Origin of the sequence: Burkholderia anthina, assembly GCF_902498995.1 — a bacterium.
Classification (GTDB): Bacteria; Pseudomonadota; Gammaproteobacteria; order Burkholderiales; family Burkholderiaceae; genus Burkholderia; species Burkholderia anthina.
In genome coordinates this window covers 148,032-166,816 of the sequence record NZ_CABVLY010000006.1, presented here as the reverse complement: position 1 = coordinate 166,816, position 18,785 = coordinate 148,032, and the positions used below count along the sequence as shown (strand labels likewise).

At 65.0% G+C, this 18,785-nt stretch carries 23 protein-coding genes and 2 tRNA genes; 16 read left to right on the top strand and 9 right to left on the bottom strand.

Annotated elements, in window-relative coordinates:
• Positions 1-121 precede the first annotated feature (121 nt).
• The 6 genes from BME24068_RS10625 to BME24068_RS10600 form a co-directional block, all read right to left on the bottom strand.
• Positions 122-916 carry a cystine ABC transporter substrate-binding protein gene (locus BME24068_RS10625; RefSeq protein ID WP_096508326.1) on the bottom strand — a complete coding sequence of 265 codons (795 nt, stop codon included), beginning with the start codon at positions 914-916 and terminating at the stop codon, positions 122-124.
• A gap of 102 nt (positions 917-1,018) precedes the next feature.
• Complete coding sequence (locus BME24068_RS10620) at positions 1,019-2,056, bottom strand: quinone-dependent dihydroorotate dehydrogenase (RefSeq protein WP_096508327.1); 1,038 nt, start codon at positions 2,054-2,056, stop codon at positions 1,019-1,021.
• Between the two features lie 179 nt (positions 2,057-2,235).
• Positions 2,236-3,066 carry an arginyltransferase gene (locus BME24068_RS10615; RefSeq protein ID WP_096508328.1) on the bottom strand — a complete coding sequence of 277 codons (831 nt, stop codon included), beginning with the start codon at positions 3,064-3,066 and terminating at the stop codon, positions 2,236-2,238.
• Between the two features lie 33 nt (positions 3,067-3,099).
• Positions 3,100-3,864, bottom strand: a complete 765-nt coding sequence (aat, locus tag BME24068_RS10610; protein ID WP_174926029.1) for a leucyl/phenylalanyl-tRNA--protein transferase — start codon at positions 3,862-3,864, stop codon at positions 3,100-3,102.
• An 11-nt stretch (positions 3,865-3,875) separates the two neighbouring features.
• The gene (locus tag BME24068_RS10605) at positions 3,876-4,421 is read right to left on the bottom strand and encodes an NUDIX hydrolase (RefSeq protein ID WP_096508330.1); all 546 of its coding nucleotides are present in this window, start codon (positions 4,419-4,421) and stop codon (positions 3,876-3,878) included.
• 172 nt (positions 4,422-4,593) lie between these two features.
• Positions 4,594-4,670: transfer RNA gene (locus tag BME24068_RS10600), tRNA-Met, on the bottom strand.
• 213 nt (positions 4,671-4,883) lie between these two features.
• On the opposite strand from BME24068_RS10600, the gene BME24068_RS10595 reads away from it, so the two are divergent.
• Genes BME24068_RS10595 through BME24068_RS10585 form a run of 3 tightly spaced genes read left to right on the top strand, consistent with a single transcriptional unit; the run spans position 4,884 to position 6,897 of the window.
• Entirely contained in the window at positions 4,884-5,381 is a 498-nt protein-coding gene (locus BME24068_RS10595) for a heme-degrading domain-containing protein (protein WP_096508331.1), read from the top strand.
• Positions 5,382-5,390: 9 nt separating this feature from the next.
• Positions 5,391-5,723 carry a DMT family transporter gene (locus BME24068_RS10590; protein ID WP_390678929.1) on the top strand — a complete coding sequence of 111 codons (333 nt, stop codon included), beginning with the start codon at positions 5,391-5,393 and terminating at the stop codon, positions 5,721-5,723.
• 31 nt (positions 5,724-5,754) lie between these two features.
• Positions 5,755-6,897 carry an enoyl-CoA hydratase/isomerase family protein gene (locus BME24068_RS10585; RefSeq protein WP_174926028.1) on the top strand — a complete coding sequence of 381 codons (1,143 nt, stop codon included), beginning with the start codon at positions 5,755-5,757 and terminating at the stop codon, positions 6,895-6,897.
• A gap of 131 nt (positions 6,898-7,028) precedes the next feature.
• Here the strand turns inward: BME24068_RS10585 and BME24068_RS10580 are convergent, their stop codons facing one another.
• Entirely contained in the window at positions 7,029-7,457 is a 429-nt protein-coding gene (locus BME24068_RS10580; protein ID WP_096508334.1) for a hypothetical protein, read from the bottom strand.
• A gap of 341 nt (positions 7,458-7,798) precedes the next feature.
• Between BME24068_RS10580 and ssuD the strand changes: the two genes are divergently transcribed.
• The 9 genes from ssuD (at position 7,799) to BME24068_RS10535 (ending at position 14,447) form a co-directional block, all read left to right on the top strand.
• Positions 7,799-8,956: an FMNH2-dependent alkanesulfonate monooxygenase gene (gene ssuD / locus BME24068_RS10575; protein WP_174926027.1), complete on the top strand. Its 1,158-nt coding sequence runs from the start codon at positions 7,799-7,801 to the stop codon at positions 8,954-8,956.
• A gap of 16 nt (positions 8,957-8,972) precedes the next feature.
• Positions 8,973-9,785, top strand: coding sequence for an aliphatic sulfonate ABC transporter permease SsuC (gene ssuC / locus BME24068_RS10570; protein WP_096508336.1), 813 nt, complete (start codon positions 8,973-8,975; stop codon positions 9,783-9,785).
• Positions 9,782-10,741, top strand: a complete 960-nt coding sequence (locus BME24068_RS10565; protein WP_096508337.1) for an ATP-binding cassette domain-containing protein — start codon at positions 9,782-9,784, stop codon at positions 10,739-10,741. Before ssuC ends, BME24068_RS10565 begins: the two co-directional genes overlap by 4 nt.
• A 56-nt stretch (positions 10,742-10,797) precedes the next feature.
• Positions 10,798-11,013 (top strand): TOBE domain-containing protein, encoded by a 216-nt coding sequence (locus BME24068_RS10560; RefSeq protein WP_006400187.1) that lies wholly within the window; start codon positions 10,798-10,800, stop codon positions 11,011-11,013.
• 159 nt (positions 11,014-11,172) lie between these two features.
• Entirely contained in the window at positions 11,173-11,370 is a 198-nt protein-coding gene (locus BME24068_RS10555; protein WP_174926026.1) for a hypothetical protein, read from the top strand.
• A gap of 56 nt (positions 11,371-11,426) precedes the next feature.
• Positions 11,427-11,681, top strand: coding sequence for a hypothetical protein (locus BME24068_RS10550; RefSeq protein WP_096508339.1), 255 nt, complete (start codon positions 11,427-11,429; stop codon positions 11,679-11,681).
• Between the two features lie 131 nt (positions 11,682-11,812).
• On the top strand, positions 11,813-12,799 hold the full coding sequence (gene dusA / locus BME24068_RS10545; protein ID WP_239007908.1) for a tRNA dihydrouridine(20/20a) synthase DusA: 987 nt from the start codon (positions 11,813-11,815) through the stop codon (positions 12,797-12,799).
• A gap of 59 nt (positions 12,800-12,858) precedes the next feature.
• Positions 12,859-12,934, top strand: a tRNA-His gene (locus tag BME24068_RS10540).
• Positions 12,935-13,928: 994 nt separating this feature from the next.
• Positions 13,929-14,447, top strand: coding sequence for a GNAT family N-acetyltransferase (locus tag BME24068_RS10535; protein ID WP_174926083.1), 519 nt, complete (start codon positions 13,929-13,931; stop codon positions 14,445-14,447).
• Between the two features lie 77 nt (positions 14,448-14,524).
• On the opposite strand, the gene BME24068_RS10530 is transcribed toward BME24068_RS10535, so the two are convergent.
• Complete coding sequence (locus BME24068_RS10530) at positions 14,525-14,989, bottom strand: plasmid fertility inhibition factor family protein (protein ID WP_096508342.1); 465 nt, start codon at positions 14,987-14,989, stop codon at positions 14,525-14,527.
• Positions 14,990-15,308: 319 nt separating this feature from the next.
• On the opposite strand from BME24068_RS10530, the gene BME24068_RS10525 reads away from it, so the two are divergent.
• On the top strand, positions 15,309-15,674 hold the full coding sequence (locus BME24068_RS10525) for a hypothetical protein (RefSeq protein WP_239007907.1): 366 nt from the start codon (positions 15,309-15,311) through the stop codon (positions 15,672-15,674).
• A gap of 744 nt (positions 15,675-16,418) precedes the next feature.
• Here the strand turns inward: BME24068_RS10525 and BME24068_RS10520 are convergent.
• Positions 16,419-17,162 (bottom strand): DUF695 domain-containing protein, encoded by a 744-nt coding sequence (locus tag BME24068_RS10520; protein WP_174926025.1) that lies wholly within the window; start codon positions 17,160-17,162, stop codon positions 16,419-16,421.
• 205 nt (positions 17,163-17,367) lie between these two features.
• On the opposite strand from BME24068_RS10520, the gene BME24068_RS10515 reads away from it, so the two are divergent.
• The 3 genes from BME24068_RS10515 to BME24068_RS10505 all read left to right on the top strand — a co-directional run bounded on the left by BME24068_RS10515 (position 17,368) and on the right by BME24068_RS10505 (position 18,667).
• Positions 17,368-17,676, top strand: coding sequence for a phosphatidylserine/phosphatidylglycerophosphate/cardiolipin synthase (locus BME24068_RS10515; protein ID WP_096508344.1), 309 nt, complete (start codon positions 17,368-17,370; stop codon positions 17,674-17,676).
• A gap of 207 nt (positions 17,677-17,883) precedes the next feature.
• Positions 17,884-18,111, top strand: coding sequence for a hypothetical protein (locus tag BME24068_RS10510; protein WP_096508345.1), 228 nt, complete (start codon positions 17,884-17,886; stop codon positions 18,109-18,111).
• Between the two features lie 16 nt (positions 18,112-18,127).
• Positions 18,128-18,667 (top strand): aspartyl-tRNA synthetase, encoded by a 540-nt coding sequence (locus tag BME24068_RS10505; protein WP_096508346.1) that lies wholly within the window; start codon positions 18,128-18,130, stop codon positions 18,665-18,667.
• The last annotated feature ends 118 nt before the right edge of the window (positions 18,668-18,785 follow it).

Genomic DNA, 18,785 nt, shown 5'->3' with positions numbered 1-18,785 from the left:
GAATACGAATCGAATGCGTGCGCGAAAGCGCAATCATAAACCGGACCAATAAAACAAAGGGCGGCATCGTTGCGGATGCCGCCCTTTCCGGCCCGCCGTCGGGCGGGAAACAAAGGCGTGCTTACTTGATCGGTTTCGTTACGTCGATGCCGAACCACTTGTCCGAGATCTTCGTGAACGTGCCGTCGGCTTCGAGCTGCGCCATCGCGTCGTCGATCGCCTTCTGGAATTTCGGGTTGCCCTTCTTGAACGGGATGCCCGACGGATTCGCCGAACCGACGTTGGCGCCCGGGCGCAGCGGCAGTTGCGAATTCTTCGTCAGATACGCGAGCATCAGGCGATCGTTCAGTGCCGCGTCGAGACGGCCGGCCGCGAGGTCGCGCAGGTACTCGGGCGCGCCCGGATACGTCTTCACGTCGATGCCGGGCACCGACTTCGCCATGTCCATGTAGTTGGTGCCGAGCGCAACGCCGAGCTTCTTGCCCTTCAGGTCTTCCAGCGACTTGAACTGGCGCGGATCGTCCTTGCGCTGGATCAGTTGCGCGGACGAATACGTGTACGCGGGCGAGAAGTCGAGCGTTTCCTTACGCGGGTCGGTAATGCCGACCTGGTTGGCGATCACGTCGAACTTGCCGGCCTGCAGGCCCGCGATGATGCCACTCCATTCGGTCGTGACGAATTCGGTCTTCACGCCGAGCTTCGCGGCCACCGCCTTCGCGATGTCGACGTCGAAGCCGACGAGTTCGCCTTGCGGGTTCTTCGAGTTGAACGGCGGGAACGTGCCTTCGAGGCCGACACGCAGCGTGCCGCGCTGCTTCACCTGATCGAGGAGGTCGGCCGCGTGCGCGGTGGCCGCGGCGAACGACGTGCCGACCAGGCCGGCAACCAGCAGCTTCTTCAGCAGCGAAATTTTCATCGTGTGAGCTTCCTTGCCCCAGTGGGGCTCATGATCCTGACTGTGCGGTTGATGATAGCAAAAATGCAATCGACCACTAAATATCGTTTGTTTATGGCTATATTACGCGGTGCGTTCGCGCGCGATGGCCTTCACGCACTCGGCGACCAGCGCCGGGCCGCGATAGATGAAGCCCGTGTACAGCTGGACGAGCGATGCGCCGGCCGCGAGTTTCGCGCGCGCGTCGTCGCCGGAGAAAATGCCGCCGACGCCAATGATCGGCACGTCGCTGCCGACTTGCGCATGCAGCTTGCGGATCACTTCGTTCGACGCGTCGAACACCGGGCGGCCCGACAGGCCGCCGGCTTCGTCCGCGTGCGGCAGGCCCTGCACGGCTGCACGCGACAGCGTGGTGTTGGTGGCGATGACCGCTTCGATCTTGTGGCGCAGCAGCGTGTCGCCGATTTCCTTGACCTGTTCGTCGTCGAGATCGGGGGCGATCTTCAGCGCGAGCGGCACGAGCTTGCCGTGCAGGTCGGCGAGGCGCCGCTGCTTGTCCTTCAGCGCGGCGAGCAGCGCGTCGAGTTCGCCCGCGCCCTGCAACTGGCGCAGGTTCTTCGTGTTCGGCGACGAGATGTTGATCGTCACGTAGCTCGCGAACGGGTAGACGCGCTCGAGGCAGTAGAGATAATCCTCCGCCGCGCGCTCGATCGGCGTGTCGGCGTTCTTGCCGATGTTCAGGCCGAGGATGCCGCGATAGCGGGCCGCCTGGACGTTCTTCACGAACTGGTCGACGCCGTGGTTGTTGAAGCCCATCCGGTTGATCAGCGCCTCGGCCTGCGGCAGGCGGAACATCCGCGGGCGCGGGTTGCCCGGCTGCGGGCGCGGCGTGACCGTGCCGACTTCGATGAAGCCGAAACCGAGCGACGCGAGGCCGTCGATGGCCGCGCCGTCCTTGTCGAGGCCGGCGGCGAGGCCGACCGGGTTGCGGAACGTGAGCCCCATCACGGTGCGCGGCGCGTCGGGCACGCGGGCCGACAGCGCGCAGGCGAGGCCCGTGCGGCCGGCGGCGCCGAGCGCGCGCAGCGTGAGGTGGTGAGCGTCTTCCGCATCCATCTTGAACAGGGATGCGCGGGCCAGCGGATAGAGGGAACTGAACACGGGAATTGGGCGGACGGCCGGAATGAATGACAACCCGCTATTTTACCGGGAGTTGCGCGGCAAGGGCGGGGTTCGGTTCGCTGGCGCCTGTGGCGTGCCTCTCGCGCGGCGCGGCAGCCCTCGCATCGAGCCCAAACGGTGCCCGTTGCCGGAGCCGTGCCGCGTCGCCGGCGCGCGCGTCAGTTCGACCCGGAATGCCCGCCGGGCAGCGGCGCGCGGGCGAGCGCGGCGTCCACCGGCGGCAGATCGACGCGATCCGGATCGAGTATCTTCCAGCGGCCGTCGAGCAATCCTTCGAGCGGATGGAAGTTCGCCTTGTAGGCCATCTTCGGGCTTTCGCGGATCCAGTAGCCGAGATACACGTACGGCAGGCCGAGGCTCTTCGCCTGCTCGATCTGCCACAGGATGTTGTAGGTGCCGTAGCTCGTGTGCTGGTCGTCGGGCTCGAAGAACGTATAGACCGACGACAGCCCGTCGCCGAGGATGTCGATCATGCTGACCATGCGCAGCTTGCCGGGCTCGCCGCCCGGTGCGTCGAGGTCGCGGAATTCGACGAGGCGCGAATTGATCCGGCTTTGCAGCAGGAACTGCTCGTACTGGTCGCGACTGTCGCGATCCATTCCACCGCCCGCATGACGTGCCGACTGGTAGCGCATGTAGAGCGCGTAGTGTTCCTCGTCGTAGTGCAGCGGCGAGACCGTCGCGACGAGCGAGCGGTGCCGCTTCCACATCCGGCGCTGCGTGCGCGATGGCGTGAACGCGCCGACGGGCACGCGCACGGGGACGCATGCGCGGCAGCCGTCGCAGTACGGGCGATAGGTGAACACGCCTGAGCGACGGAAGCCGGCCTTCACGAGCTCGGTATAGATGTCGGAGTTGATCAGATGGCTCGGCGTCGCGACTTGCGAGCGCGCGATGCGGCCGTCCAGATAGCTGCACGGATAGGGCGCCGTTGCATAGAATTGCAACGCCGAAAGCGGTGAAAGCGGCAGCTCAGTCGGGTGAGTCATGGGCAGCTCTCGATGCAGGGAAGGAGTGCCGCGCTAGCGCTCGATCCCGGAGGGCGCCGCCGGTTCGGCGGGGCCCGTCAGCGCGGCGAGCACGCGCTTGTCGAACTGCCACGGAATCGGCGGTTCGGCTACCGCGCGGCGCACGTGAGCGACAAAGGCCTTGCGTGCGATCTCGCGGCCACCGAGCGACGCTAGATGCGACGTATTCTGCTGGCAGTCTATCATCTCCAGCCCCTGGTCGCGAAGGTGGGCGACGAGCGCGGCCAGCGCGATCTTCGACGCGTCGGTGGCGTCCGCATACATCGATTCGCCGAAAAACATCCGCCCGAACGAGACGCCGTACAGGCCGCCGACACGGCGTCCGTCATGCCATGTCTCGATGCTGTGCGCGTTGCCGGAGCGATAGAGCGACGTATAGGCGTCGATGATTTCGGCCGTGATCCACGTGCCGCGCTGTCCGCGCCTCGGCGCCTGCGCGCACGCGCGCATCACGCCCGGAAAGTCGTAATCGACGCGCACTTCCCACGCCGGCTCGCGCAGCACGCGCCTGAGCGTCTTGCGCAGCGACGGCGCCACCTTGAATTCATCCGGCGCGAGGATCATCCGCGGGTCGGGGCTCCACCACAGCACCGGCTGGCCGTCCGAATACCACGGGAAGATGCCGCGCTGGTACGCGTCGATGAGGCGCGAAGGCAGCAGGTCGGCGCTCGCGGCGAGCAGCCCCGGCGCGCCGGTTTCGGGGCCGAGCGCGCGCTCGATGGGCGGGAACGGGTCGTCCGGACCGAGCCAGGGGACCATGGGTCGCGGGCTCAGCCGTTGCGCAGCGAGCGGAAGATATCGCCGGTATGCACGCCGTAGTCGCCGGTGGCACGATCGGCGAAGAAGAAGCGCAGGGTCTGGCTGACGGTCGGGAACGCGATCTCGTCCCACGGGATGTCGGCTTCGTCGAACAGTTTGACTTCGAGGCTTTCCTCGCCGGCCTCGTAGGCCGGATCGACGAGCCGCGCCAGGTAGAACAGATGGACCTGGTGCACGTGCGGTACGTTGAGCAGCGTGAACAGGTTCTGCACCTCGACGCGCGCGCCGGCTTCCTCGAGCGTTTCGCGCGCGGCGGCTTCGGCCGTCGTCTCGCCCATTTCCATGAAGCCTGCCGGCAGCGTCCAGAATCCGTAGCGCGGTTCGATCGCGCGGCGGCACAGCAGAACCTGATCGCCCCAGACCGGCACCGTGCCGACCACGTTACGGGGATTCTGGTAATGGATCGTGCCGCAGTGATCGCAAACGAAGCGCTCGCGGTTGTCGCCCGGAGGAATGCGCGCGATGACTTCGTGACCGCAGACGGAGCAGAATTTCATGTCGAGTGGAAGGGACGAGGTGATGCGAGTGTATCACCGGGGCGGGGCATTCTCGAACGGCCGCGCATGTGTGCCGCATGCTGTGCGAAGCGCAGCGGGCAGTGCGCAGGATCGTGCGCGGAAAACGAAAAGCCCGGCGCTGGGCCGGGCTTTTCGTATCGAATCGGGACGTTGGTTGCGGGGGTAGGATTTGAACCTACGACCTTCGGGTTATGAGCCCGACGAGCTGCCAGACTGCTCCACCCCGCGTCCGTCGAAGAATTGAATTATATGGGCTAACCCTAGTGCATGCAAGCACTTTCTGACAATCACGTTGCAATCCCTTGTACATCACTTGTGGGGCCGGTACGGCAGGCGCGTGCGCTAGAATCGAGCGGTTTGCTTGTGTCGTCATTCCTGTAGCGGTGCCGTGCGCGATTGCATCGGCGCCGTTGCAACCCTCTCTACTGCATCGACGGATTCATGGACATCGCTCACGATCTGCAATCGATCGGCGCGCAGGAACAGGCGCTCGTGTTTCCCCATTTCGACCCGGCACGCGCGTGGGCGCTCGGCAACCGCATGCATGCGCTCGCGACGTCGCGCGGCCACGCGGTCGCGATCGACATCGTCACGTTCGGGCAGCCGCTGTTCTATGCGGCGCTCGCGGGTGCGACGCCCGACAACGCCGACTGGGTGCGCCGCAAGCGCAACGTCGTCGCGCATTTCCGCCGCAGCTCGTATGCGATCGGCCTGCGCATGCAGCAGGCCGGCGCCACGCTCGCGGACAAGCACGGGCTGCCGCTCTCCGAATACTCGCCGCACGGCGGCTCGTTTCCGCTGACCGTGGCGGGGGCGGGCGTGATCGGCTCGATCACCGCATCGGGGCTGCCGCAGCGCGCGGATCACGAGTTCGTCGTCGAAGTGCTCTGCGCCGAGCTCGGGCAGGACTACGCCGTGCTGGCGCTCGCAAGGAGCTGAACGATGCAACTGCCAGGTTACGCATGGCTCGCGATCGCGATCGTCGCGGAAGTGATCGGCACGTCCGCGCTGCGCGCGGCCGACGGCTTCACGCGCTTCTGGCCTTCGGCGCTCGTCGTGGCCGGTTACGGCGTCGCGTTCTACTGTCTGTCGCTCACGCTGCGCACGATGCCGGTCGGCATCATCTATGCGGTGTGGTCGGGCGCCGGCATCGTGCTGATCACGCTCGTCGCGATGCTCCTCTATCGTCAGGTGCCGGACGTGCCGGCGGTGATCGGCCTCGGACTGATCGTCGCAGGTGTCGTGGTGCTGAACCTGTTCTCGAAGATGCAGGCGCACTGAGCGTGCGTCCGCGATACGCCGGATGGCTCACATGACCGATTCCACTTCCGCTGAATCCGCGCAGCCCGACGTGCGCACGCATGTCGCGAACCGTATCGGGTTTCTCGAACTGAACCGGCCGAAGGCGCTGAATGCGCTGTCGGTCGGCATGATCCGCCTGATGCAGCAGGCGCTCGACGCATGGCGCGACGATCCCGAGGTGGTCGCCGTCGTCGTGCACAGCCCGCATCCGCGCGCGTTCTGCGCGGGCGGCGACGTGCGCTTCTTCCACGACGCGTGGCAGCGCGGCGATCGCGACGCGGTCGACACGTTCTTCATCGAGGAATACACGCTCAACCATACGATCTTCGCCTATCCGAAGCCGTACATCGCGCTGATGCACGGCGTCGTGATGGGGGGCGGCATGGGCATTTCGCAGGCGGCGCGGCATACGGGCGGCCTGCGCGTCGTCACCGATTCGACGAAGATGGCGATGCCCGAAACGCGCATCGGCCTGTTTCCGGACGTCGGGATGAGCTGGTTTCTCGCGCGCACGCCGGGCGCGCTCGGCCGCTATCTCGCGGTGACCGGCGCGACGCTCGACGCGGCCGGTGCGCTGTATGCGCAGCTCGCCGACGTTTATCTCCCGGACGCCGCGCTGCCGGCGCTGCTCGACACGTTGCGCAGCGCGCGCATCGACAGCGGTGCGCAGGCCGTCGCGTGCGTGGCCGAGGCGGCCGTCGCGCACAAGGTCGTGCCGACGCCCGACACGTCGGCGCTGGCCGACGCGCGCGCGGGGATCGATCGGCATTTCGCGCAACCCGAGATCGGTGCGATCCTCGCGTCGCTCGATGCCGAGCAGGATTGTGCGGCGGTGGACGGGTGGGTCGAGAAGGCGACGCACGCGATGCGCGGCCAGTTGTCGCCGCTGTCGATGGCCGTGTCGCTCGAAGTCGTCGAGCGGGCCCGTGGTGCGACGATGGCCGATTGCCTGCGGCGCGATCTCGACCTCACGCGTTCGACTTTTGCGCGGGGCGACGTGATCGAAGGCGTGCGCGCGCTGATCGTCGACAAGGATCACCAGCCGGCCTGGCGTTTCAAGACGACGGCCGATGTCGACCGGGCCGATGTGCTCGCGATGTTCGACAGCCCGTGGACGTCCGGCACGCATCCGCTGCGCAGCCTGAAGGACTGACGCGGCGCGGTATCCTGCGACGAAGCAAAAAGGCCGCCTGCACACATGCAGGCGGCCTTTTCATTTGCGGATGCCGATTCGATTCGGCTGCGACGGGCAGGGGCGCAGGGGCCGAACCGAAGCCGTACGTCTTACTCGTCGCCGGCGTCGTCCGACATGAAGGCGCGCATGAACACGAGCGCACCGAAGCCCCAGACCGCGTTCGCCGCGAAACCGGCCGCGAGCACCGGCATCATGTTGCCCGACGGCCAGATTCCGCGCAGCGGATCGATCGCGAACACGCGCGCGGCCGTCAGCACGATGCCGCCGAACACCAGCGCGCCGATCCACGGTGCTTCGCGCTCCGGCGACACGCGCAACAGCCACGCCATCGGAACCGCGCAGCACGCGCTGATCAACGCGTTCGCGACAAATTCAGGAATGCCGAGCGGCGCGAACGGTTGTGTGGAGAACCCGGCTGCGGCAATCAGATCGGCCGTGTGCAGCAGCGCGAGCGTGGCTTCGCGAAAGAAGAGGGCGGCCAGGAAGCCGGACAGGAACGGCAGGATGACTTTCTGCATCGATGAGTGCATTGCAGGCGCGGCTGGCCGGGGCCGTCCGCGCGGAGTTATTCGGATAGGTGCGACATTATAGGGCCCGGCTGCCGCGATATTCGCTGGAGCGTCGTGCTAATCACGAAAGCGGAAAACCTAAGCTCAAAAAAATCGTTCCAAAGCCCTGCACCGATCCCTAGACTGATTTCCCAGAAACAGCCGTGCAATCGCGTACTCGCCCGCTGCACGGCCTGACCGGCGAGCCATCCCGACTCGAACGCACACCATGCATGCGCCGCTCATCCGCGACGCGAGCAGGGCCTCGCTTTATCCCGATTCCGGCAAGGACAGTCAAGCAGGAGCAGCAGATGAATGTTTTCTGGTTTATCCCCACGCACGGCGACAGCCGTTACCTCGGCACCGCCGAAGGCGCGCGCGCCGCGGATTACGATTATTTCAAGCAGGTCGCCGTTGCGGCCGACACGCTCGGTTACGACGGCGTGCTGCTGCCGACCGGTCGTTCCTGCGAGGATGCGTGGGTCGTCGCGTCGAGCCTGATTCCGGCAACGCAGCGCCTGAAGTTCCTGGTCGCCGTGCGTCCGGGTATCGCCTCGCCCGGGCTGGCGGCGCGGATGGCCGCGACGTTCGACCGTCTGTCGGGCGGCCGCCTGCTGATCAACGTCGTGACGGGCGGCGATTCGGCCGAACTCGAAGGCGACGGCCTGTTCGCCGATCACGATACGCGCTACGAGATCACCGACGATTTCCTGCACATCTGGCGCGGGCTGCTGTCCGCGTCGCACGAGAACGGCGGCTTCGACTACATCGGCAAGCATCTTCAGTCGAAAGGCGGCAAGGCGCTTTATCCGCCCGTGCAGCACCCGCATCCGCCGCTGTGGTTCGGCGGGTCGTCGCCGGCCGCGCACACGATCGCCGCGGATCACATCGACACTTATCTGACCTGGGGCGAGCCGCCCGAGGCCGTCGCGAAGAAGATCGCGGATATTCGCGCACGTGCGGAAGCACGCGGCCGCAAGATCAAGTTCGGCATTCGCATGCACGTGATCGTGCGCGAAACCGAGGACGAAGCATGGCGCGATGCCGAGCGCCTGATCAGCCGTCTCGACGACGACACGATCGCCCGCGCGCAGACGGCGTTCGCGAACATGGATTCGGAAGGCCAGCGCCGCATGGCCGCGCTGCACGGCGGCAAGCGCGGGGGCCGCGAAGCGCTCGAGGTGTATCCGAACCTGTGGGCCGGCGTCGGTCTCGTGCGCGGCGGCGCGGGCACCGCGCTCGTCGGCAACCCCGAGCAGGTTGCGGCGCGCATGCGCGAATACGCGGATCTCGGCATCGAGACGTTCATCCTGTCCGGCTATCCGCATCTCGAGGAGTCGTACCGTTTCGCCGAACTCGTGTTTCCGCTGATCAAGGGCAAGGGCGCGGAAAAGGCGACCGGCCCGCTGTCGGGCCCGTTCGGCGAGATCGTCGGCAACAACTACCTGCCGAAGGCCGGCCAGAGCTGAACGAAGGAGGCCTGCGATGACAACGAAAACGTCGACGACGGGCGCCGTGCTGGCCGCCCGTGCATGGCGCGCCATCGCGCCGTGGCTCGTGCCGCTCGCGTTGCTGGCCGCATGGGAAGTCGGCGCGCGCGTCGGCTGGCTGTCGACCCGCGTGCTGCCCGAACCCGTCGCGGTCGTGCGCGCGGCATGGTCGCTCGTGACGTCGGGCGAGATGTGGGCGAACGTGAAGGTCAGCACGTGGCGTGCGCTGTTCGGCTTTGCGATCGGCGGCGGCGTCGGCCTGGCGCTGGGGCTCGCAACCGGTCTGTCGAAAGCGGCGGAGGTCGCGCTCGATTCGACGATCCAGATGATTCGCAACATCCCGGCGCTCGCGATGATCCCGCTCGTGATCCTGTGGTTCGGTATCGACGAGAAGGCGAAGCTGTTCCTCGTCGCGCTCGGCGTGTTCTTCCCGGTGTACATCAACACGTATCACGGGATCCGCTCGGTCGACGCGAACCTGATCGAGATGGCGAAGAGCTACGGCGTGCGCGGCTTTGCGCTGTACCGCGACGTGATTCTGCCCGGTGCGTTGCCGTCGATTCTCGTCGGCGTGCGTTTCGCGCTCGGGCTGATGTGGGTGATGCTGATCGTCGCGGAAACGATTTCCGCGCAGTCGGGCATCGGCTACATGACGATGAACGCGCGTGAATTCCTGCAAACCGACGTGGTGGTGGTCGGGATCCTGCTGTATGCGGTGCTCGGCAAGCTGGCCGACGTGCTGGCGAAATGGATCGAGCGCGTGACGCTGCGCTGGCACCCCGCTTATCAATCAGGAGCAAAGGCATGAATGCGACGACTTCGGCGGCCGTCTACGGCCCGCTTGCCGGCGCAGATCTCGAGGCCGAACTGGCGCAGGCGCGCGTGACCGACGACGACGCGCGAGACGCGGCGATCGTCGACCGGGACGGCAGCGCATCCGTCGTGCCGCTCGCGCGGCGGCGCACGGGCAGCCCGGCACCGGACGATGCGGTGACGCTGTCCGGCGTGAGCAAGCGCTTCGGCGAGCGCACGGTGCTCGACAACGTCGAACTCGGCATCGCGCGCGGCAGTTTCGTCGCGATCGTCGGGCGCAGCGGCTGCGGCAAGTCCACGCTGCTGCGTCTCGTCGCGGGGCTCGAGCAGCCGAGCAGCGGCGCGCTCGTGACGCGTGGCGAGGGCGGCGGCGCGCTCGATACGCGGATCATGTACCAGGACGCGCGGCTCTTGCCGTGGAAAACCGTGCTGCAGAACGTGATGCTGGGCCTCGGGCGCGGCGCGCGCGATCAGGCGCGCGCGGTGCTCGACGAAGTCGGCTTGCTCGAGCGCGCGAACGACTGGCCTGCGCAGTTGTCGGGCGGCCAGCGGCAGCGTGTCGCGCTCGCGCGTGCGCTCGTGCACCGGCCGCAGTTGCTGTTGCTCGACGAGCCGCTCGGCGCGCTCGACGCGCTGACCCGCATCGAGATGCATGCGCTGATCGAGCGGTTGTGGCGCGAGCACCGGTTTACCGCGCTGCTCGTCACGCACGACGTGCAGGAAGCCGTCGCGCTCGGCGACCGGATCCTGCTCATTGAGCAGGGCCGCGTCGCCCTCGATCAGCCCGTGCCGCTCGAACGGCCGCGCGCTCGTGCATCGGCCGCGTTCGCGGCGCTGGAAGATCACGTGCTGCAACGCGTGCTGGCCGGCGGGTCCGGGGCAGCCGATCAGCGCGCGGCGCTTGACGTCGATAACGTACGACCGGTCGGGCAGATCCGCTGGGCCGTTTAAATCCGGGCGGCACCCGCCGCCCGTTCTCAGACTTTTTCTTCGGAGCGATCAACCCGATGAGCATCACTGCAATCAACGTGCGTAACCAGTTCAAAGGCAAGGTGAAGGAGATCATTCGCGGGCCCGTGGTGTCCGAGGTCGACGTCGAGACGCCGTTCGGCATTGTCACGTCGGTGATCACGACCCGTTCGGTCGACGAACTCGAACTGAAGGTCGGCGCGGAAGTCGTCGCGCTCGTGAAGTCGACCGAAGTCTCGATCGCACGCCTCTGAGTGCGTGCCGCCGCCGTGCGGCGCGGACGGGCCGACCGCTCGTCCGCGCGCCTGGCCGCTCGGCCACGGCGGGTGGTTGTTCCGTCGCGCGTTTGTCGCGGTATTCGATGTCGATATGAAGTGCTAGGATGGAACGACACTGATGCCGGAGGCCAACGCATGACCCCCATCCTTTCTCCCGAAGCCATCGAGGCGCTGAAGTGGATCGATCAGTTCGGCGACAGCCGGCCGGTTCCCGCCGCGTTCGACGACGTCGTCTATGCGTTGCTGAACGAAGGGCTGATCTATCAGGCGGCCGCCAACCGTGTCGACCTCACCGACGACGGTAAATCCGTTTTGTCTAACGAATACGATTGAGCGCACGGCGCCGGCCGCAGGGCGCGGTTCGGCGCTGCGTCGCCACGGAGCGAGCGATGGAACCGAGAGGCAGCGATCTCGGCGATTTCAGCGAGCCGTACCGCGGCTTCGAGATCGAGGTGAAGACCGAGCAGGTCTGGGACGGCGAGCATGCCCACTACCGCGTGCTGCAAGGCGGCGCCGTGCGGATCGACTGGCGGCTCGTGAAGGTCGACGGCGTGCTGCTGACCGAACGGCGCGTGATCGAACGCGTGCTCGACGAGGCGCGGCGAGCCGTCGATACCGAACTGGGCGAGGGCGGCCAGGCCTAGTCGATTCCGGCTGGCGGGTCGGCTCGGCCGCGTTGCGGTAAAATATCGGGTTGTCTCCCGCGCCGCTTGCTGCCCCGAATTCCATGTCCGCACCGTCCTCGCTTCCTCCCCGCCGCGTATCCGTGGCGCCCATGCTCGACTGGACCGACCGTCATTGCCGGTCGTTCCATCGCACGCTGACGCGCGACACGTGGCTGTATACGGAAATGATCACGACGGGCGCGCTGCTGTTCGGCGATGCCCAGCGGCACCTCGCATTCACGCCGAACGAATCGCCGGTCGCGCTGCAACTTGGCGGCAGCGAGCGGGACGACCTCGCACGCGCGGCGAAGCTCGGCGAGCAGTGGGGTTATGACGAGATCAACCTGAATTGCGGATGCCCGTCCGAGCGCGTGCAGCGTGGTGCGTTCGGCGCGTGCCTGATGAACGAGCCGCAACTGGTGGCCGACTGCGTGAAGGCGATGCGCGATGCGGTGTCGGTACCGGTGACGGTCAAGCACCGGATCGGCGTCGACGCGGTCGAGGATTACGCGTTCGTGCGCGACTTCGTGGGCACGGTTGCGGAAGCGGGTTGCGAGACGTTCGTCGTGCACGCGCGCAATGCGATCCTGAAGGGGCTGTCGCCGAAGGAGAACCGCGAGATCCCGCCGCTCAAGTACGATTATGCGTATCAGCTGAAGCGCGATTTCCCGTCGCTGGAGATCGTGATCAACGGCGGGATCAAGACGCTCGACGAAGTCGCGCTGCATCTCGAGCACGTCGACGGCGTGATGCTCGGACGCGAGGCGTATCACAATCCGTATGTGCTCGCGGAAGTCGATGCGCGCTTCTACGGATCGACCGCTGCGGTGCCGACGCGTGAAGAGGCCGAGGCGCAGTTGATCGAATACTGCGCGGCGGAGCTGAAGCGCGGCACGTATCTCGGCGCGATCGTCCGGCATGCGCTCGGGCTCTATCGTGGCGTCGCGGGGGCGCGTGGCTGGCGTCGCGTGCTGTCCGACAACAAGAAGCTCGCGCGTGGCGATCTGGCCGTGTTCGACGAGGCACGCACGCATCTGAACGACGCCATCGAAAATTTTGAAAAAAATGCTTTGCAAGACGGAAAAGTCTTCGTATAATCTTGTTCTTCGCTGCTGAACACGAAACGAAACAGCGAAGAAACAAGGCAGTATCAGTGGTGGCTGTAGCTCAGTTGGTAGAGTCCAGGATTGTGATTCCTGTCGTCGTGGGTTCGAGTCCCATCAGCCACCCCAAAATTCTCAAACAAAACAGGCGCTTCGGCGCCTGTTTTGCTTTCCGCGGTGTGAATTCGGAACGGAAAACGTCATTTCGGAATTCACGTCGTCGCGCCTGTGGTTTTACCCTTCCGTCGATCGTCGTGCCGATGTTTATTGTCCGGATTCGCGAGTGCCGCGAAGTCGTAGGCATTGGCATCTCGATTCATGGACCGCGTCGTGTTCGCGGCGCCGTACGATCGATCTGGCTGTACAAGACGTCTTGCCGCGCGCACGTTTCACTCTTCGAATACGTTTGTCCGTCGCGGTGAGGGGGAAAGCAGGCTGTCGACCTTGCGCTGTCGCACTTCGCTCGTTCTTTCGATGACGGCATCCAGCTGTGGCGTGCATCGAGAAACTGATATACGAGCCGTGCTGGACAGAGTCAATGGCGCGACGATCATTCTTGCCCAGTTCATTCGATCGGGATATGGCAGTCGAGACCCGGCAGCGACTGCGTGCTGATGGGCGCAGCTCATTCGGCCACGCATAAAACAGCACAACATCTTGTTCGTCTCCGGTTTCATGGCGTGCGTCAGCTTGCGCTACGGGCTGCATTATGACGGGTGGGGATGCATGGCCCGGAAGCGCCACTAAGCTGAAGTCTTTCACGCCCGATGGTCGACTGCGATTACCTGGATATCGAGCACAGTACGAAAGGCTGCTCGATGAATTCGCTTATGAATCCGCGACGTAAAGCGGCGGTCTTAAAACGATCATCGACATGCAAATTGGCGGAATAGAACCGTGATGTGGCGCAAACCGCCAACACTTCACAGTCTTGCATTCGTGTAATCTATCAAATTCCTCGTGCCCGCAGCTTTGCAGGGCCGTTCGGTCCCGACGCCCCGGAAGGCGTCGGGACATTTTTTTGGGCTACGCCATTTCGCGCGATTCGCGATTCAACGCGCCGTTGAAATATCGCGATTGCTACACTTTCCCGGCCACGATCACTCAACGGGAGTCACCACGCATGCCGGAAAACCGAACCGTCATTCTGCGCAGCGCGACACCACACGATGCCGAACGCATCGCTCGCTTGCACACACTGAGCTGGCAGAGCGCGTATAGCCATATCCTTCCGGCGGCCTATCTGTCCGATGAGGTGCCGACGGAACACGCAACCCGCTGGCGAAATTATTTCGATCGCAACGAAGCCGAGTGGGGGCTCGTGCTGATTGCGGAATCGGATGGCGTTCCGGTTGGTTTCGTGAGCGCTGAAAAGCCGGTCGATTCGGCGCGTGGCGTTCTGCTCGATTGTCTTCACGTACATCCCGACCATCACGGAAGCGGTACGGGAAAGCGCATGATCGAAGCCGTTCGCGCGTGGGCCAGAAATATCGGCTCGGGCAAGGTTCATTTGTCCGTGCTCGACGACAATGTTCGCGCGATCGGTTTCTACGAACACAATGGCTGGCAATTGCTCACTGTCGAAACGAGCCATATCGGCCTAACGGAAGTGACTGACCGGGTCTACGTAATCGAGGCGTAAAGGCGGAGAGTGGCAGGCAGTGAACAGAACGGCTGCTCGCGAGATGTCCGTCGCGGACAACCGCCGGATGTAGGCTGTTACTCGCCGCAATAACGTACGAGCAAATCCGCCTCTGTTTCATGTACTTCGACGGGCAGGCTCGTCGCGCCCGCATACGCGAGATAGCGCGCACGATGCTGACCGTTGCGGAACGACGCGACACCGATTTTCGACAGGCCCGGGATGCCGAGCAGCGTCCGCGTTCTCGTCTCGCGAAACGTGATGAACGGCATGTCCGGAATCCTCGCCGCGTCCGGGTCGAGGAATTCGCGAATGCCGGCAGCCTTGCCCGGCGCCCAGTACTGCACCGACGGCAGCACATAATCGGTCGTGTCGCGGTCGGCGCAGGCCAGCAGTTTCCTCAGGTCGACCGTCACGACACGATGTCGCGAGTCGTCGGAGGCGAATACCCGCTTCAGATGCGTATAGGTATAGGCGGCGTGTCCGGGAAGCTGGATGATCCAGACCTCCACGCCGTCTTGTTGTGCCCGAGCGAGTGTCATTATTGCCTCTGATGGCGCATGCGATTTTTTGTGGGGGTGTAGCAGCGCGATCACGGCCACGGCCGCGTAGCAGGCGGATGCCCGGAATACGAACGGCGAATCATGTATGACCGAACGGCGCAAGGAACCGGTCACGGAGCAGTTGTTGGCGCGACCCGGTCATGCGTTTTCAGCCGACATCGACATCTTACGAGAATATCGCGATACCCCGGTTCGAATGACACGCGCGATGAAAGTCACACAAGATTCACACAGCGCGTGAAACCGGACAGGCATGGGGCATCACCCGCACCAACGGGCGGCGTGGCCGGAGAAAATCATGTCGCCGGCACTTGAGATTGAGTATCTCGATTGCCGCTTCACCGCGATGCTCGACACCCGGGAAACCGGCCGTGTCGATGTGACCGACTGGCAACTGGATTTGATTTCGCGAGGCAAGACGGTCGAGTGGATCATGTGCGACCGTTTCCTCACACGGAACGATTTTGCCGACGAAGAGGCCGCGCGCGCAAATATTGTCGACGGGCTGGAGCAACAGGTCGGCCCGCATCCCGTACCGCGCGTCGAAATCACCGCGGCGAATGCCGCTACGGCCGGTGCTGTCCCCGGCGATGAGCCGGCCGCTGAGCGCTCGTCAGCGAGGTCGTCGTCGAAATCGAGAGCAATCTGGACTGGATCGATATGATTGCCGGCCGGTTGACAGACGGCCCAGCGTAGCGACGGGTCCGTAAATCCTGAAGGCGATTCCGGAAGTCGCAAACATCGGTTCACGAGAATCCGGAACAACGACATTGAGATAGCGTCGTCGCGATCATGCGCGCGACTTGGCCGAGCCTGGCACGCGATCAAAAAAGCCGGACTCGAAACATGTCGCGATGCGGTTCGAAGGCGGCAGATACGACAAGACCATCGATGGGCCGCGCGTCAGCTGGAACGCCAGAAATGCACGACATCGTCTACCTGCCCGCGCATCTCGGCGGCAGTGTTCGCACCGGCCACCGCTATTGCTTCGGGCGCGCCACGCGATTCGCACAGCACACGGGCTTTCCGGTTGAAAGGGTGAGTTGCCGCACAGACGATTGCACGGGCGGAGATTCACAATCTGACCGGTTGACCGATCTACCCCGGCCCGGTCAACCGTTTCCCCGCTCGCTCGCGCAGGAGCGGGGCTTTTTGGCCGTCCGACGCATGCAGGCCGCGTCGGAGCAACCGGACAGGCGTTCGGCTGGCTGCGTTTCGCGCCCCGGCATCCGTTCGCCTGCTCCGCATGAATCGCTTTCCTCGTGCTCAAGCGATCGCTTGGGCCCATTGCCGGTCTGGGCCGGTGATGCCTTGATCCCGGCGGCGTGTCACCGCGCCGCCGGGATGTTTTTTGCCCCGAGCCTGTCGAGACCCGGTTACGTGCAACGCATCGCGTGTTGCTGCCCGCTCAGCCGGCCTGCTCGACGCTGGTTTCCCACCCGTCGTATTTGCCGCCGAGCGAGCGCACTTCGCGATTGATCGCGAGCGTATGGCGCGTGATGTCGGCCAGCGTCGTCGCGCCTTCGTGCGCAAACCGCACGGCCGATTTGCCGTCCTCGGTCGGCGCGACCGATTCGACCGGATAGCCTTTCGCTTCGGCCCAGTCGGCGAACTGGTGCGCGTCGCTCGGCTCCGGGAAGTACGCCCAGTGCATCACGCGCCGGTTCACGTCGCTCGCGTCGCCTTGCTGCCGCAGCGCTTCGAGCACGCGCATGTCGCGCATCAACTGCCAGTCGTCGTCGGTCGGGTAGAGCGTGCGCCAGTACGTCTCCTTGTCCGGATCGTCCTGGTACGCGTACTGAAGCGCGTAGGTCGTCTGTTCGGCCAGCGAGTCGACGATCTCTGTCGCGGCTGCTTCGTCGAACGGTACGTAGAACATGAAATCCTGATTGCCGTCGACGGTGATGCGGCCAACCTGCACCCCGTCTTTCGCGATCACGGCGGCATCGAGCAGATCCTCGATCCTGGTGAGATCGGCAAACTCGTCGCTGCTCGGCAGGCCGTCGGGCGTCGGATGTGCAAGCGTGACGCGCACGCTGAGCAGCGCCGTGCGCGGATCGCTTTCGGCGATTTCCGCATAGCTGTTATTGAAGCTGATGAAGGCCTGATGGTCGCCCATTCTGGCAGGGAAGGTTCCCCAGGCGTCGGTCATGTGTTTCTCCCGTGCACGATTGTCTGTTGACGGTTGCAAAGCGTCCCAATGTATCATCGAAAATCGCATTGGCCGAAGATGCGCGCTTGATGGTGAGCCGGGGCATCCCGAGGCCGATCGAATTCGGGCACTGGCGCACGGCGAGCGCGTTCCGTGGTTCGGCACGCGCGCACATTGCGCAAGAACAATTTGGAAGGAGACTGCGATGTCGACGTTTGCTGTGAATGGTGTCCGAATCGATCCGCGCAGCGCGCGGGTGACGCACGTGCGCTGGGCAGCCGTCAATCCGGCCGACCGGTCGTGGGCCGCGACGCCGAGCGAAGCAGCGGTGGCGGAGGTGGCGCACGCGCTTGCGTCCGGCAACGACGTTCACGCGGTGTTCGACGAAGTCGACGGAACGGCGGTCGGACCGAAACTGAAGCGCGTGCTGTATCGAGACGCGTCCGAAGGCATCGAGCTCGACGTCGATGTGACGAACGAGTCGCGTACGTTGCGGGATCTTCCGCAAATCTGAACGGCGAGCACCGGATCGTGGCAGACGCGGGCGCGGGCGATGCCGACGCACGCAAACACTTGCGCATTCGCCGCACGCCGAGCGCGAGGAGTCGTATCCCGCAACCGTCCCGCATCGTTGCCGGCCGTGCCGAGCGGGTCGACGGGAAGGCCGACGCGCGTTCCGTCGTGCCGATAACGAGCGAATAACGCAACCGCGCACGAGACCATGCCCAGACACTCCATCGCCGCGTTGGCCGTCGCATCCTGCCTGGTGCTCGCGGCCTGTCAGACCGAAACCGTATCGCCGTCGCCCGAGACCGCATCGACAGCGGTTCCGGTATCGTCGCCGGCCACGCCGATTCATGGCATGGGCCAGGCGCCGCATCTTGCCGGCCAGAGCCACTGGGCCGTCCACGAGTGCACGTCCGACGGCGCCGTCAAGGTGTGCAATTGATCGAGCGACCGGCACGATGAGCGACGCAAGCGAAACGAACGATGCCGTCTGGCATGTCGACCCGGTCGCGGGAACGGTGACGGGCGCGTTGCCGGTGGTGCTGCCGGTCGACAGCCGCAGTTTCAGGCGAAAGGCGCTCGTCTGTGCGGTGCTCGCCGTATTGAGCGCGTGCGGGTACGCGGCCAACGTGGCGCTGTGGCCGGTGGCGGCGCTGGCCGTACTGCTGGCGCTTCTGAGCGGCGGCTTCTTCCTGATATCGCGCCGCAAGATGGCACTGCATATCGACGAAACCGGCTTCAGGCTGGTGGGCTCGATGCGCGACAAGCCGGCCACGCCGTGGCGCGACGTCACCGAATTCGGAATCGTCAGCGTCGCGGGAAACCGTTACATCGGCTACCAGTTCTCCGCGCATTCGCCGCGCACCAGGGTACCGGGCGGCGTGATGCTGCCGATCAACCGGTTTGCCGATCTTCCGCTCGACTCGGTTGCCGCGTTGCTGGAGGCGTGCCGCCGGCAGTTCGGGATGCCGGAAGATCGCGCCGGTCGAGTGGACTGATTCCGGGGCGCGCACGCAACCCGGTCGGCCCGTCTGCGATTGGAATAAAAAATGGAACAAAAAATGTCGGCGGGCATGTCGATTTCCGTCGGGCTCGTCCGTCGTAGGATCGGAGGCG

Bases quoted from the DNA above. Each gene is read 5' to 3' on its own strand.
- BME24068_RS10625 (WP_096508326.1), bottom strand. From the start codon at position 916: ATGAAAATTTCGCTGCTGAAGAAGCTGCTGGTTGCCGGCCTGGTCGGC.
- BME24068_RS10615 (WP_096508328.1), bottom strand. From the start codon at position 3,066: ATGACTCACCCGACTGAGCTGCCGCTTTCACCGCTTTCGGCGTTGCAA.
- aat (WP_174926029.1), bottom strand. From the start codon at position 3,864: ATGGTCCCCTGGCTCGGTCCGGACGACCCGTTCCCGCCCATCGAGCGC.
- BME24068_RS10605 (WP_096508330.1), bottom strand. From the start codon at position 4,421: ATGAAATTCTGCTCCGTCTGCGGTCACGAAGTCATCGCGCGCATTCCT.
- BME24068_RS10595 (WP_096508331.1), top strand. From the start codon at position 4,884: ATGGACATCGCTCACGATCTGCAATCGATCGGCGCGCAGGAACAGGCG.
- BME24068_RS10585 (WP_174926028.1), top strand. From the start codon at position 5,755: ATGACCGATTCCACTTCCGCTGAATCCGCGCAGCCCGACGTGCGCACG.
- BME24068_RS10580 (WP_096508334.1), bottom strand. From the start codon at position 7,457: ATGCAGAAAGTCATCCTGCCGTTCCTGTCCGGCTTCCTGGCCGCCCTC.
- ssuD (WP_174926027.1), top strand. From the start codon at position 7,799: ATGAATGTTTTCTGGTTTATCCCCACGCACGGCGACAGCCGTTACCTC.
- ssuC (WP_096508336.1), top strand. From the start codon at position 8,973: ATGACAACGAAAACGTCGACGACGGGCGCCGTGCTGGCCGCCCGTGCA.
- BME24068_RS10565 (WP_096508337.1), top strand. From the start codon at position 9,782: ATGAATGCGACGACTTCGGCGGCCGTCTACGGCCCGCTTGCCGGCGCA.
- BME24068_RS10560 (WP_006400187.1), top strand. From the start codon at position 10,798: ATGAGCATCACTGCAATCAACGTGCGTAACCAGTTCAAAGGCAAGGTG.
- BME24068_RS10555 (WP_174926026.1), top strand. From the start codon at position 11,173: ATGACCCCCATCCTTTCTCCCGAAGCCATCGAGGCGCTGAAGTGGATC.
- BME24068_RS10550 (WP_096508339.1), top strand. From the start codon at position 11,427: ATGGAACCGAGAGGCAGCGATCTCGGCGATTTCAGCGAGCCGTACCGC.
- dusA (WP_239007908.1), top strand. From the start codon at position 11,813: ATGCTCGACTGGACCGACCGTCATTGCCGGTCGTTCCATCGCACGCTG.
- BME24068_RS10535 (WP_174926083.1), top strand. From the start codon at position 13,929: ATGCCGGAAAACCGAACCGTCATTCTGCGCAGCGCGACACCACACGAT.
- BME24068_RS10530 (WP_096508342.1), bottom strand. From the start codon at position 14,989: ATGACACTCGCTCGGGCACAACAAGACGGCGTGGAGGTCTGGATCATC.
- BME24068_RS10525 (WP_239007907.1), top strand. From the start codon at position 15,309: ATGTCGCCGGCACTTGAGATTGAGTATCTCGATTGCCGCTTCACCGCG.
- BME24068_RS10520 (WP_174926025.1), bottom strand. From the start codon at position 17,162: ATGACCGACGCCTGGGGAACCTTCCCTGCCAGAATGGGCGACCATCAG.
- BME24068_RS10515 (WP_096508344.1), top strand. From the start codon at position 17,368: ATGTCGACGTTTGCTGTGAATGGTGTCCGAATCGATCCGCGCAGCGCG.
- BME24068_RS10510 (WP_096508345.1), top strand. From the start codon at position 17,884: ATGCCCAGACACTCCATCGCCGCGTTGGCCGTCGCATCCTGCCTGGTG.
- BME24068_RS10505 (WP_096508346.1), top strand. From the start codon at position 18,128: ATGAGCGACGCAAGCGAAACGAACGATGCCGTCTGGCATGTCGACCCG.